Below are 13600 nucleotides of genomic sequence, written 5' to 3' on the forward strand. Positions count from 1 at the left end.
AGTGACCCCAATCTGAAAACTTGCCGAATTGCTCGGTGAAACGACGGATTCTCGCGCCGAGATCACGCGAGCGGACACGAATTTCGATCGAAGTCGCGCGATCGGACGCGCGATCTCGAGCTCGCGAGGCCGCTCTTCGCGTCGTTCTCGCGCGTGATCGAGCGCATTTCGCGTCCCCGAGCGGCGCTCGTGACCGCGCCGGACGCGTCGCGCACCGTGCTCGTGCACGTGCACGCCCCCGTGCTCGTCCGCGTGCCGCCTGCGCGTGCTCGCCAGCGCTACTCGCGCCGCGGATCGCGCCTCGTCGCGCGCCCCTCGTCGACCTCGACGATCCGCAGTCGGCCTTCGGAAGGCGGCGCGTTCGACACGGCGGGCGCGCTCACGGCGCGTACCCGCTCCACGTCGAACGTCCGCGTGTGCTCGTCGTCCCGTCCCCAGCGTTCCACGGAGCATCGATGGCCGCGCTCCGCGGCGTCCTTCACTCGCCGGGCGGGACCGCTCCGAGATCCATCATCGCGTCGCGCACCTCGCTGCGATCGATCGCGCTCGCCGGCGCGATCTCGAGGTAACGGCGGTAGTGCTCGATCGCGCCCGCGCGCTCGCCGCCCAGGCGCAGCGCGTCGCCCTGGAGGCGATGCGCGTCCGCGAGCCATCCGGGCTGCGGCGTCGCCGCCTCGCCGAGCAACGTCGCCCGCGCGAGCGCGCGCGCCGCCTCCGCGCGCTGCCCGGCATCGAGGCGCAGCCGCCCGAGGCGGTACCACCACTCGCCCTGGGTGTCGCGCGCCGCGACCGCGCGCTCGTACGCCGCGATCGCCTGCGGGAGCTGGCGGACCTGGTCGTAGCACTCGCCCATCAGCGCGATCGCCTCGGTGCGCTCGGGGCGCAGCTCGATCGCGCGCTGCAGGTCGACGAGCGCGTCGCGCACCGCGCCGGTGCGCAGGCTGACCGCGCCGCGGATCCAGTACGCGTCGCCGAGCGTCGGATCGCGGCGGATGGCCTCCTGCACGCGCTCGCGCGCGCGCCCGATCTGGCCTTCCTCGAGCGCGGCCCAGCCCGCGTAGAGGTGGAACTCGCCGCGCGTCGCGTCGAGCGCGAGCGCGCGCTCGAAGTGCTGGCTCGCGGTCGGGAGGTTCTGCCGCGCGAACGCGACGCGACCGAGGAAGTGCTCGACCTCGGCCGAGCTCGGCGTGAGGCGCTGCGCGCGCGTGAGCGACTCCTCGGCGGCTTCGATCTGATTCGCGGCGACCTGCGCGGCGCCGAGGCGCAGCAGGAGCTCGGGGTCGTCGGGCGACTCCGCGAGCGCGTCGGAGTAGAAGCGCACGGCGCGATCGGACTCGCCGCGCGCCTCGTAGAGCAGGCCGCGCTCGAGCGCGAGGCCGGGGTGGCCGGGGTCGATCGTCGCGAGCCGCTCGAAGACCTCGGCGGCGTCGTCGAGGCGGTTCGAGCGACGCAGCGCGACGCCGAGCCCGAAGCTCGCGCCGGGGAGCTGCGCGTCGAGCTCGAGCGCGCGGCGCAGCTCGCGGATCGCCTCGGGCAGGCGGTTGCGGCCGAGCTCGAACATGCCGAGCGATTGCCGCATCTCCGCGCTCTCCGGCACCTGGGTGCGCGCCTGCTCGAGCACCGCGAGCGCGTCGGCGCCGCGATCGACGTCGACGTAGAGACGCGCGAGGGCGAGGTAGCTCTCGAACACCGAGGGGCCGAGGCGGATCGCCTCGCGGAACTGCTGCTCCGCGGCCTCGGGGTGCTGGAGCTGCTGCTCCGCGCGGCCGAGCCAGAGGAAGACCTCGGGGTCCTCGGGGCGCTGCGCGGCGAGCGTCTCGAGGTTGCCGCGCGCCTCTTCGACGCGTCCGACGGAGAGCTTCGCGCGCGCCGCGCCGAGCTGCGCTTCCTGCTGCGCGGTGCGCCCGCTCGGCTGCACGATCACCTCGGCCGCTCCCTCGACGCCGAGCACCGCCTCGAAGCGCGCGAGGGCCTCCGACGGGCTCTGCTCGAGCAGCATGCGGCCGGCGCCGAGCGCGGCCTCGACGCGACGACCGTCGGTCTCGCGCGCGGCCTCGTACGACTGGAGCGCCTGGTGGATGCGCCCGCGGCGCTCGTGGATGCGGCCGAGCAGCACGAGCGCGTCGGCGCGATCGGCGGCGGAGGCGCGCAGCGTCTGTCCGTCGACGGGCTCCATGCCCGCGACCTGGCGCGCGAGCGCGAGCGCGCCTGCCTCGTCCGACGCGTTCTCCCAGAGGCGGCGCGCCTTGGTGACGCGCGCGCCCGCGTGCATCGGGCTCGCGGCGAGCGTCGCCTCGATCGCGGCGTCGATCGCGGCCTGGTCCTCGCCGCTCGTGAGCGCGCGCGTGAGGCCCCACTGCGCGGCAGCGCCGCCGCCGTGATCGAGCGCGGCGCGGAACGCGGTCGCCGCGTCGGCGGGGCGTCCGTCGGCGAGCGCGGCCTCGCCCTCGACGATGTCGACGAAGGGGTCGGCCGGCGTGTGCTGGCGCGCCGTCGCGATGCGCGAGCCCACGGCCGCGTTGCCGCCGCGCAGCTGATCGGCGGCGAGCGCGAGCGCGGCGCGCGGGTCGTCGACCTCGCGCTGGGTGAGGCGCTCGCGGATCGCGGCAGCGCGCGTCGCGCCTCCGGCGTCGGCGCCGAACCGGATCTGGTAGAGCGACTCGTGCAGCAGGCTGCGCGCGAGGAGCTCGCGGTGGAGGCCGGCGTCGCGTCGCGCGACGCTGAGCTGCTCGAGCGCGCGCCACGAGTCGCTGCGCACGTCGTGGGTGACGAGCGCGTCGGCGTCGGTGATCACGCGCGCGACGGTCGCGGGATCTCCTGCGCCCGGCAGGAACGGCTCGAGCGCGAAGATGCCGAACGGACCGAGCGGCGTGAGGCCGAGCGCCGCGCCGGCGCCGACCACGAGCACCATGAGGCCGATCAGGATCGCGGCGGTGCGGCCGCGCTTGGGCGGGGTCGCGGCCTTGTCGCGGGCGCGCGGCGTCGACTGGCGCGCGGTCGGCGCGACGCCGGGGGTCGCGGGCGCGCTGCCGGGGCTCGCCTGCGGGATGTCGGCGAACTCCATCTCGTCGTCGCCGCCGCCGCCGAGGTCGACCTCGCCGTGGCCGCGCGTGGCTTGGCCGGCGCGCGGGGCGGGCATGGGGAGCTCGAGCTCGTCGTCCGACGGGAGCGACGCGCGCCCGGCGGGCGCGTTGGGCATCGGCAGCTCGAGGTCGCCGAACGACGAGTCGGCGCCGGGCAGCGGGAGATCGGAGTGCCCGGCGCGCGGGATCGGGAGATCGGCGTCGGCGCGCAGCGCGGGGAGGTCGGCCCGGCCGGTCGCAGGGGTGGGGAGGTCGGCCCGGCCGGTCGCAGGGGTGGGGAGGTCGACGCCGCCGTCGCGCGGCGCGGGGAGATCGAGGTCGCCGAAGCTGAGCGCGCCGGCGCCGGGCGGGGCGCTGCGACCGCCGGGCATCGGGAGATCGAGATCGCCGAACGCGTCGTCGGCGGCCGAGAGCGCGGGGCGCGCGGCGGCGGGCTCGCGCGTCGCGGGGAGATCGAGCTCGAGATCGAAGGCGCCCTTCGGCGCGGGCAGCTCGGCCTCGGGGCGGATCGCGGGGAGGTCGAGGTCGTCGTCGAAGGGCGTGCGCGACGCGTCGGCGAGCGCCGGTCCGCGCGCGGGCTGGGGCGCGGCGGCGCGAGGCGCAGGGAGATCGAGCTCGAGACCGCTCGACGCGCCGCGCGGCGCGGGCAGATCGAGATCGAGGCCGTCGTCGAGCGCGCCGCGCGCGGGCGCGGGAGCGGGCGCGAACGCCGGGGCGAGCGGCTTGCGAGGCGTCGCGGCGCGCGGCGCGGGCAGGTCGACGTCGCCGCCGAGCGCGGGCTTCGCGGAGGAGCGCGGCGCGGGGAGATCGAGATCGAAGCCGTCGTCGATCGGCGCGGGCTTCTTCGCGGCGCTGCGCGGCGCGGGGAGGTCGAGGTCGAGGTCGTCGAGGGCGGGCTTCGCGGGGGCGGGCTTCGCGGGGCGGGCTTCGCGGGGGCGGCTTCGCGGCGGCGCGCGGGGCGGGGAGATCGAGGTCGAGATCGTCGTCGAGCGCCGCGGGCTTGGCGGGCGCGGGCTTCACGGCGCCGCGCGGGGCGGGGAGATCGAGATCGAGCGACGCGTCGAACGCGGGCGCGACGGGCGCGCGTCCCTGCGGCGCAGGAGAGGCCTGCGGCGTGGGGCCCATCGCGATCGGGGCGCGCTTCGCGGGCGCAGCGGGCTGCGGGGGGGTGGGGCCCATCGCGATCGGCGCGCGCTTCGGCGCGGCGGGCGCGGTCGCGGGCTGCGCGGGCGTGGGCCCCATCGCGATCGGCGCGCGCTTCGGCGCGGCGGGCGCGGGGAGATCGAGGTCGAGATCGTCGAGCGGCGCAGCGGGCTTCGGGGGCGCGGCGACGGCGGCGGGCGCGGGAGGTGCGGGCTTCGCGACGGCGGGCGCGGGAGGTGCGGGCTTCGCGACGGCGGGCGCCGGAGGTGCGACGCCGACCTGCGTCTTCTTGGGCGCTGCGGCCGCGGCCTCGGTGACGCGCCCGTCGGGGAAGACCTGGAACGTCGTGCCGCACTTGGGGCAGCGCATCTTCAGCCCGGTCGCAGGCAGGCGGCGCTCGTCGAGGTCGTACGGGGCGGCGCAGGAGAGGCAGGCGACCTTGATCATTCCGCGGGATTCCTCGGTGAGCCGTCCCCGGCGAGGCGCGCTCGGACGCGCGCCGATGCGGCAGGTGAGACGCGGAGCGAGGGTATCACGGGCCTTCGGGCGCCGGGCCAGCGAACCTCGCGGGCTCGGGGCTGGACCTCCCTCTTCGGCGGGGCAGCACCATCCTTGACGCGGGCTCGGCGGCCCCCGTAGGTTCGTGCGGATTCCGTGAAGAGAACCGTCACCCTGGAGATCGCGGGCGCGCGCTATCGGATGGCGTCCGACGCCGACGAGGAGCACCTGCGTCGGCTCGCCGATCTCGTGAACGAGCGCATCGCCGCGCTCGGCCCGAAGGCCACGAAGAGCGCGACGCCGGCGCAGCTCCTCGCGGTGGTCGCGCTGGGGCTGGCGGACGAGCTGGTGCAGAGCGAGAACCGCCGTCGCGAGCTCGAGTCGAGCACGCGCGACGCGCTCGCGCGGGCGATCGCGCGGATCGACCGGCGCCTCGAGACCGACGCAGCGAGCGACTCGGAGGGCTGAACCGATGACGCCGAGCGCAGAAGAAGACGCGCTTCGGAGGCGCGTGAAGGCGGAGCTCCGTACGCGCATGCGCGGCGTGCGTCGCGCGCTGCCCGCGGAGGCGCGGGCGGCGCGCAGCGAGCGCATCTGGGAGCGCGTGCTGGCGCGCGACGAGTGGGCGGGCGCGAAGACGGTGATGCTCTTCCTGTCGATGCGCACCGAGGTCGACACGAGCACGCCCGCGAAGGCGGCGTGGAACGCGGGCAAGCGCGTGTGCGCGCCGCGCGTGACCGAGAGCGGCCTCGCGGTGCACGAGTGGGCGCGCGACGTGGTGCCGGTCGAGTCGGGCTCGATGCGGGTGCCCGAGCCGCCCGAGGACGCGCCGCTCGTGGATCCGGGCGAGGTCGATCTCGTGATCGTGCCGGCGCTGGTGCTCGACGAGCGCGGGGCGCGCATCGGGTACGGCGCGGGCTACTACGATCATCTGCTGCCGCGGCTGACGCGCGCGACGCGCATCGGCGTGGTGTTCGACTTCCAGCTCGTGGCCGAGGTGCCCGAGACCGCGGGCGACGAGCGCGTGCACGTGGTGGTCACCGACGAGCGCGCGATCGACGTCACCACCTGACACGAGCACGTCAGCATGCGCCTCGCGCTCGGAGGCGCATCACGACGGCGCGCCCCATATTCGCGCTCGTGGCCCTTCCCGAGATCGTCGACGCCAAGCTGGACGCGCTCCCGAGCGCGCCGGGCGTGTACGTCTTCCGCGACAAGAAGGGGGGCGTGCTCTACGTCGGCAAGGCGCGCTCGCTGCGCTCGCGCGTGCGCAGCTACTTCCAGCCGAGCTCGAGCGACACGCGCTTCTTCATCGCGCGCCTTCCGCGCGAGATCGGCGACCTCGAGACCTTCGTCGTCGAGAACGAGAAGGAGGCCGCGCTCCTCGAGAACGCGCTGATCAAGGAGCACAAGCCTCGCTACAACTTCAAGCTGCGCGACGACAAGGACTTCCTCTCGCTGCGCCTCGACACGCGCGAGCCCTGGCCGAAGCTCCACGTCGTGCGCCGCCCGAAGCAGGACGGCGCGCAGTACTTCGGGCCCTACGACTCCGCGACGGCCGCGCGCAAGACGCTCCGCCTCGTCAACCGCTTCTTCAAGCTGCGCACGTGCAAGGAGGGCGACTTCAAGTCGCGCGTGCGGCCGTGCCTGCAGTACCAGATCAAGCGCTGCCCCGCGCCGTGCGTGCTCGACGTGAACCGCGACGAGTACCTCGAGCAGGCGCGCCTCGTCGCGCTCTTCCTCGACGGTCGCCACGACGAGCTGGTGCGCGATCTCGAGGGGCGCATGCGCGACGCCGCGGGCGGCATGGAGTACGAGCGCGCCGCCGCGTATCGCGATCAGCTGCGCGCGGTCGAGCGCGTGCAGGACGATCAGCGCATCGACTCGCTCGAGGACGTCGATCAGGACGTGATCGGCCTCTACGTGCAGGGCGATCGCGCGGAGCTCGCGCTGATCATGGTGCGCAACGGGCGCATGACGAACGTGCGCACGTTCGATCTCGGATCGGTCGGTCTGCCCGACGACGAGATCCTCGCGTCGTTCGTCTCGGCCTACTACGCGCAGGGCGCGCACCTGCCCGACGAGATCGTGCTGCCCACCGAGGTCGAGGCGATGGAGGGCCTCGCCGCGGTGCTCACCGAGCGGCGCGCGCGGCGCGTGCGCATCGTGGTGCCGAAGCGCGGCGCGAAGGCCGCGCTCCTGCGCATGGCGAGCGAGAACGCGGCGCACGCGTTCAAGGAGAAGCAGCGCGAGAAGGAAGACCTCGACGCGCGCCTCGCCGAGGTGCAGCGATTGTTGCGCCTGCCGAAGCCGCCGCGCCGCATCGAGTGCGTCGACGTCTCGCACACCGGCGGCACCGACACCGTCGCGGCGATCACGGCGCTCTGTGACGGCGAGCCCGATCGACGTCGCTACAAGAGCTTCCACGTGCGCAGCGTCTCCGGCGGCGACGACTTCGGCGCGATGAAGGAAGTGCTCACGCGCCGGCTCGGGCGCGCGGGCGAGGCCGCGTGGGAGCTGCCGGATCTGCTCGTCGTGGACGGCGGCAAGGGACAGCTCGGCGTCGCGGTCGCGGTGCTGAACGAGCTCGGCATCCGCGATCTTCCGGTCTGCGGCCTCGCGAAGGAGAAGGAGCTCGGCGGCGAGCAGCGCCAGGAGCGCGTGTACCTGCCCGGGCAGAAGAACCCGATCGTGCTTCGGGAGCGCAGCGCGGCGCGATGGTTCCTCGGCCTCGTGCGCGACGAGGCGCACCGCGTGTCGAACGAGCTGCGCAAGAAGCTCGGCCGGCGTCGCCGCCTGCGCAGCGGGCTCGACGACGTGCCCGGGATCGGCCCGAAGACGCGCGCGGCGCTGCTCAAGAACCTCGGCTCGCTCAAGGCGGTGATCGACGCGGACGAGACCGCGCTGGTCGCCGCGGGCGCATCGCCGAAGCAGGCGAGGGCGATCCACGCGGCGTTCCGCCCGGACCTCAGCACGAGCGTCGTCGCGAGCGAGGGCGAGATCGATCGCGCGGCCGAGGAGCTCGGCGAGTACCCGATCGAGCAGGAGAGCGGCACCGACGCGGACCCGATGCGCGTCGCGGCGCACGAGACGACGGCCGACGAGGCGGGCGCGGACGCCGAGGAGGTCGCGCTCTCCAACGCGTTCGAAGAGTGGGAGACTGAGGCATCCTGAGGAACACGATGCCGGAGCCCGACGATCTCGTTCGCTCGCTCGTCCAGAGCCACGCGCTCACGCACGTCGGAGACAGTCGCAACACCGCGTACTACCGGCTCGACGACGACGTGCTCGTCGCGATCCCGCACCAGGGCTCGCAGGACGACGGCGCGACGGCGCGCGAGAACGCCTCGATGCAGCGCGACGTCTTCCGCGCGGCGGGCAAGAAGGGCGCGATCGTCATCTTCTTCGATCGCATGACGTCGCAGAACAAAGACGCGCGCGTCGTGTATCAGTCGATGGGCGACGTGCTCACGTGCACCGCGCTGGTCGGAGGCACGATGCTCACGCGCGCGATGGCGTCGTTCTTCCTCGGGCTGTCGCGGCCGAGCATGCCCATCAAGCTGTTCGCGACGTTCGACGCGGCGCTCGCGTGGTGCGGCCAGATCAACCAGAGCGCGGATCGCACGCTCGTGGAGCGCGCATCGTGAGCCTCGAGCCCGACGTCACGCGATGGGCGCTGCTCGGGAGCACGAGCAACGCGCACTTCTACGAGATCGAGCCACGCGTGATCGCGATCGTCCCGCACGAGCGCTCGATCGACGACGAGCGCACGGCGCGCGAGAGCGTCGAGCTGCAGCACGCGCACTGGCGCGCGCGCGGCGCGCGCGGCGGGGCGATCGTGTTCATGGATCGGCTCGTCGATCAGCGGCCCGGCGCGCGCAAGGTCTACACGAGCGTGCCCGACCCGGCGCTGATCACGTGCTTCGCGCTCGTGGGCGGGACCGTGTTCGGGCGCGCGGCGGCGTCGGTGTTCCTCGGGCTCACGCGACCGTCCGCGCCGACGCGCGTCTTCGCGACGTACGAGAGCGCGCTCGAGTGGGTGCGCTCCGTCAACGGCTGACGCACGCGCGCTCGTAGCCCTGGCCGCACGCCTGGGCGCGGAGCGCGCTCGCACGCTCGGCGTCACGCGGCACGCCACGTCCTGCGTCGAGCATCTCGGCGAGCTGCGCGCAGCCGCGCGCGTGGCCGATCTCGCACGCGCGGCGATAGAGCGATGCAGCGCGCGCCGGATCGGCGGCGATGCCCGCGCCGCCGCTCTCGACGAGCGCCCCGAGGTTCGTGCACGCGAGCCCGTTGCGCCCGTCGCAGGCGCGCTCGAAGAGCGCGACCGCGCGCGCCGCGTCCTGCGGCACGCCGCCCTCGCCGCGGAGGTGCAGCACCGCGAGGTTGCTGCACCCGCGCAGCACGCCGCCGTCGCACGCTCGCGCATAGAGGTCACGCGCACGCACCGCGTCCGTGCTCACCCCGAGGCCGCGCTCGAACATGAACCCGAGGCTGTTGCACCCGCGGAGCTCGCCGCCTTCGCACGCGCGGCGGAAGAGCGTCACCGCGCGTCCCGCGTCCTCCTCCACGCCCTCGCCGGACTGGTGCATCAGCCCGAGCCGCGTGCACCCCGCGAGCTCGCCCGCGTCGCACGCGTGCGCGAAGAGCCTCGCCGCGCCGACGAGATCGCGCGGCACGCCGCGCCCGTCCTGCATCATCGATCCGAGCGCGACGCAGCCGAGCCGATCCTCTTCGTTGCACGCGCGCGAGTAGAGCGCGGACGCCTGCGCGAGATCCTGCATCACGCCGCGTCCGGCCTCGAAGCGCGCGCCCAGCGTGGTGCACGCGATCGCGACCTCCTCGCTGCACGAGCGCGTGAGCAGCTCGGTGGCGCGCCGTGCGTCGCGAGGCCCGCCGCGTCCTTCGTCGAGCACGATCGCGAGGTGGTAACAGCCGAGCATCGCGCCGCCCTCGCACGCGCGCTCGTAGAGCTCTCTCGCGCGCGTCGGATCCTGCGCGACGCCGCGACCTTCTTCGTGCAGCAGCCCGAGGTTGTTGCACCCGACCGGCGCGCCGCCCTCGCACGCGCGCTGGTAGAGCGCCGCGGCTGCGACCGCGTCCGCCCGCGCCCCGCCGATCCCGTCCTCGACGAAGCGCCCGACGTTGTTGCACGCGAGGGCCACGCCGCCCTCGCATGCGCGCCGGAACAGCGCGAGCGCGCGCTCGACGTCTCGCGCGATGCCCGCGCCGTCCTCGTGCATCAGCCCGAGCCCGTTGCACGCCGGGAGCACCCCGCCGTCGCACGCGCGACGAAACGCGCTCGCCGCGCGCTCCGCGTCGCTCTCGCGCAGCGCCGCGCCCCATCGCTCGCATGCCGCGAGCCGCCCGCCCTCGCACGCGCGTCCGAGCCACACGATGCGCTGCCGCGGGTCGCTCTCCTCACGATCCGCGAGCGCCTCGCACGCCGCGGCGTCATCGTCCTCGCAGGCGCGCTCGAGCAGCGTGATCGCGCGCTCCGCCTCGGCGGCGCCCTCCTGGGCGCGCGCCACGTGCGCGACGCCGCCCACCACGATCGCGATCACCACCGCGATCGCCCGAGCGGCGCGCGCGTCTCCGTCACTCGACGCGATGCTCGATCTCCATGGGGTTCTTGAAGAACGCGTTGTGCGCAGGGTCGTTGTAGGAACGCCAGTCGAGATCGAAAGGCGCCATCTCCGTCGCCCCGTCCTGGTGCGTCACCAGCATCGCCTTGGGCGTGACGCCGCGATAGCTCGAGCCCTCCGGCAGATCCTGGTTCTCCGCGCCGCCCGCGGAGAACAGCGTGATCAGCGTCCCGTTCGGATCGTCGTAGACCCGCTCGTAGCCCGCTTCGACCTTCTCGTGGCCTCGCACCAGCGCGTTGCACCCGATGCGCGACAGGAACGCCTGCAGCTGCAGCCTCCCGAACGGGAAGCGCGCGGTCTGCTCCTGCAGCGCCGCGGGGATCACGTCGGCGTGCGCGGGATCGCTCCACATCATCTGGAAGCGCATGTCCTGATCGTTGAGCGACGAGAGGTCCTTCCAGCGCTCCTTGATCAGTCGATCGCGCGGGATGCCCGCGTGCACGAACATCGTGCTGCCCGCGAGCAGCACGTTCGGCATCGCCTCGAAGAGCGCCATGTAGCGACGGAACACGTCGAGCGGCAGGTACGGCTTCAGCGTGTTGATCGCCTCGGCGGGCTTCACGCCTCCGTAGATCTGTCCCTTGTACTCGACGTAGTACTCGTGGTTGCCGCGCAGCACGACGACGTGATCCGGCGCGGTCACGAAGAGCTGCATCACCGTGCGCAGCACGCCGTTGAGGCTGAAGATGCCGCGATCGATGTAGTCGCCGAGCAGCACGAGCTTCGGCTCGGGCGCGTTCTGCGGATCGCGACGGAACGCTTCGACCTTCTCGAAGAAGCGCGTCTGCATGATCGCGGCCTTGAGGCACGAGTAGCAGCCGTGCAGATCGCCGAGCACGACGAGCTCGTAGCGTCGCCCGGGCTTCATCGGCATCACGTAGACGTGCCCGTCGAGGAACGCGTCGCCGCCCTCGAGCTCCTGCACCGTCTTCTTGCCCTCGAGCTTCCCCGCGCCCTTCGCGCGCTGCTCCTCGAGCACCTCGATCATCCGATCGACGAGCGCGAGATCCGCCTGCACCTGCTTCTGGATGCGGTCGGGCTGGCTCGAGTAGTGGTGCTCGAACTGCTTGAAGAACGGGTGATCCGCCTTGTCCCCGCGCTCGACGCGCAGCTTCAGATCGATCGGCTCCGAGAGCCGCGCCGGCACGCCCGTCGCGTCGTCGACGATCTCGAGCGGCACCTCGTCGCTCGCGCCGAGCAGCGCCGCGAGCTCGCTGCGGAACTTCGTCTCGGCGGGGTGCGAGTGGCCGTCGGCGAGGATGAACTCGTCGACCGTCTCGAGCACCGCTTCCTGGCTCGCGCGATCGAAGCCCTTGAAGAGCTCGAAGCAGCGCAGCTTCAGCTTCGCGTGCACCACTGCGTCGCGCGAGTCGTCCTTGCTGATCGGCTCGCTCATCACCTCCGCGACCCAGCGCTCGATGTTCTCGAAGGTCTCGTGGAAGTGCTTGGTGAAGCGCTCCGCCACGTCGCGTTTCACCTCGGTCGTCGCGTCGGGCATGCCGGTCGCCACCCGGTGCGTGACGAGCTTGCCGATGAACTCCTTCACGAACGCGCGCTCGCGATCATCGAAGTCACCGTCGATGTGCCCGAACGTCGTGAGCGAGAAGATGATCGCCTGCATCTGCTTCTCGGCGACCTGCGGATCGCGGCTGAAGGTCAGCATGAGCGCGATCATACCGGATCGACGGAAGCCGATTCGGTCCCTACAATCGCTCCTGTTGCGAATGCGGTCCGCATCGACTCGGCGCGGGGATGGCAGGCCCACCGCTCCATGAGCCCCCGAGAGACGAACGAGGCGCTGGACGACCAGCGCAAGCAGGCGGTGGCGCGCAAGCCGCGCATCGAGGTACGTCGCTTCCAGGGCACGGCCAAGCACGCGGAGCAGCTCGCGCACATGCGCGTCGCGCACCTGACCGACCTGCACTTCGGTCGCGTCACGCCGATGGCCGTGCAGCGCCGCGCGGTCGAGCTCACGAACGAGGCGAAGCCGGACCTCGTCGTCATCACCGGCGACTTCGTGTGCCACAGCCAGCTCTATCTCGATCAGCTCGTCGAGACGCTCGGCGCGCTCCAGGCGCCGACGATCGCGGTGCTCGGGAACCACGACTACTGGTCGGGCGCGCCCGAGGTCGCGCGCGCGCTGAAGAAGGCGGACGTCGAGGTGCTGCGCAACCAGCACACCGTCATCACGCTCGACCACCAGCGCATCCAGGTCGTCGGGCTCGACGACTCGTACACGGGCCACTGCGATCGCGAGAAGGCGCTCAAGGGCTTGCGCCGTGATCTGCCGTCGCTCGGCCTCTCGCACATCGCGGAGGAAGCGGACGCGCTGTGGCACCACGGCGTGCCGCTCGTGCTCGCGGGGCACACGCACGCGGGGCAGGTCACGCTCGCGCGCCTGCACGAGCTCGCGCTCGGCCGCATCGTCGGGCACAAGTACGTGCACGGCCTCTACGGCAAGCGCGCGGGCGCGCCGCTCGGCGCCGTCTACGTGGGCGCGGGCATCGGCGCGGCCGTGATGCCGCTGCGCATCGGCGAGCGCGGTCGGCGCGAGCTCGCGATCTTCGAGCTCGGCGCGGACGTGCACGACTTCGACGAGCACCACGACGAGCAAGTCGCGCACGTGGGCCGGAAGCCGTCGCCCGAGCTGACGCAGAAGCGCCAGGACTACGTGTTCAAGCGCGAGCTGCAGCGCGAGATCCGCGAAGCCCGCAAGTACCTCGCGGAGCTCAAGAAGCAGGGCCGCGGGCTCTCGTCGCCGCCTCCGCCGCCGTCGGAGACCGACGATCTCTCGTCGCCGCCGGCTCCGCCCGAGGGGCTCGACGATCTCGCGACGCTCGACGGCCCCGCGCGCGAGCTCCCGACGTTCCGCGATCCCGAGCGCTAGCGGGTCAATTCTTCAGCGCGCTCACGATCTCGCGGATGGCGTGGCCGGCGACCCAGAGGAAGGGGATGCCGACGGCGAGCAGCGTGATCGGGTTCGGCTGGAACGTCGGCCTCCCGCGCGCGCCCGGCACGTAGACGCCGAGCGGCACGGCCCAGCTGCCCCCGCCTCCGCCGCGATGGCCCTGCGTGTCCTCGCCGCTGCCGAACCCGTAGCCGACGATCGCGACCGGAACGGTGTCGACACCGCCGATCGAGACGGGCTCGCCGTACGCGAGGCGGGTGCCGGTCCTGCCGAGGTGCGCTGCGAGGGGATCGGACGTCCGGGCCATCCGATCTCCCTATCAC

General features: G+C 73.3%; 10 protein-coding genes and 1 pseudogene. 6 read left to right on the forward strand and 5 right to left on the reverse strand.

Going from position 1 to position 13600, the window contains the following annotated elements; all coding sequences use genetic code 11:
• Positions 1–478: 478 nt before the first annotated feature.
• Both DB32_RS14105 and DB32_RS50255 read right to left on the reverse strand, forming a co-directional pair.
• Positions 479–3454, reverse strand: coding sequence for a tetratricopeptide repeat protein (locus DB32_RS14105; RefSeq protein WP_053232977.1), 2976 nt, complete (start codon positions 3452–3454; stop codon positions 479–481).
• 1117 nt (positions 3455–4571) lie between these two features.
• Positions 4572–4673 (reverse strand): annotated as a pseudogene (locus DB32_RS50255) (zinc-ribbon domain-containing protein); the annotation flags it as partial.
• Positions 4674–4880: 207 nt separating this feature from the next.
• Here DB32_RS50255 and DB32_RS14115 point away from each other — a divergent pair.
• From DB32_RS14115 to DB32_RS14135, 5 genes are all read left to right on the forward strand, one after another.
• Positions 4881–5192, forward strand: coding sequence for a cell division protein ZapA (locus DB32_RS14115; protein WP_053232979.1), 312 nt, complete (start codon positions 4881–4883; stop codon positions 5190–5192).
• Positions 5193–5196: 4 nt separating this feature from the next.
• Positions 5197–5796 carry a 5-formyltetrahydrofolate cyclo-ligase gene (locus DB32_RS14120; RefSeq protein ID WP_053232980.1) on the forward strand — a complete coding sequence of 200 codons (600 nt, stop codon included), beginning with the start codon at positions 5197–5199 and terminating at the stop codon, positions 5794–5796.
• Positions 5797–5864: 68 nt separating this feature from the next.
• Positions 5865–7898, forward strand: coding sequence for an excinuclease ABC subunit UvrC (gene uvrC / locus DB32_RS14125; RefSeq protein ID WP_053232981.1), 2034 nt, complete (start codon positions 5865–5867; stop codon positions 7896–7898).
• Positions 7899–7906: 8 nt separating this feature from the next.
• Positions 7907–8371, forward strand: a complete 465-nt coding sequence (locus tag DB32_RS14130) for a DUF7793 family protein (RefSeq protein WP_053232982.1) — start codon at positions 7907–7909, stop codon at positions 8369–8371.
• Positions 8368–8784, forward strand: a complete 417-nt coding sequence (locus DB32_RS14135) for a DUF7793 family protein (RefSeq protein ID WP_053232983.1) — start codon at positions 8368–8370, stop codon at positions 8782–8784. The genes DB32_RS14130 and DB32_RS14135 overlap by 4 nt, the downstream gene beginning before the upstream one ends.
• Here the strand turns inward: DB32_RS14135 and DB32_RS14140 are convergent.
• Both DB32_RS14140 and DB32_RS14145 read right to left on the reverse strand, forming a co-directional pair.
• The gene (locus DB32_RS14140) at positions 8774–10288 is read right to left on the reverse strand and encodes a tetratricopeptide repeat protein (RefSeq protein WP_157069035.1); all 1515 of its coding nucleotides are present in this window, start codon (positions 10286–10288) and stop codon (positions 8774–8776) included. The genes DB32_RS14135 and DB32_RS14140 overlap by 11 nt on opposite strands.
• A gap of 34 nt (positions 10289–10322) precedes the next feature.
• Positions 10323–12032, reverse strand: coding sequence for a metallophosphoesterase family protein (locus DB32_RS14145; RefSeq protein WP_053238812.1), 1710 nt, complete (start codon positions 12030–12032; stop codon positions 10323–10325).
• 108 nt (positions 12033–12140) lie between these two features.
• On the opposite strand from DB32_RS14145, the gene DB32_RS14150 reads away from it, so the two are divergent.
• Positions 12141–13256 (forward strand): metallophosphoesterase, encoded by a 1116-nt coding sequence (locus DB32_RS14150; protein WP_053232985.1) that lies wholly within the window; start codon positions 12141–12143, stop codon positions 13254–13256.
• A 4-nt stretch (positions 13257–13260) separates the two neighbouring features.
• Here DB32_RS14150 and DB32_RS14155 read toward each other — a convergent pair whose 3' ends face one another.
• Entirely contained in the window at positions 13261–13584 is a 324-nt protein-coding gene (locus DB32_RS14155; RefSeq protein WP_053232986.1) for a hypothetical protein, read from the reverse strand.
• Positions 13585–13600: the final 16 nt, after the last annotated feature.

The sequence above is a fragment of the Sandaracinus amylolyticus genome (genome assembly GCF_000737325.1).
Classification (GTDB): domain Bacteria; phylum Myxococcota_A; class Polyangia; order Polyangiales; family Sandaracinaceae; genus Sandaracinus; species Sandaracinus amylolyticus.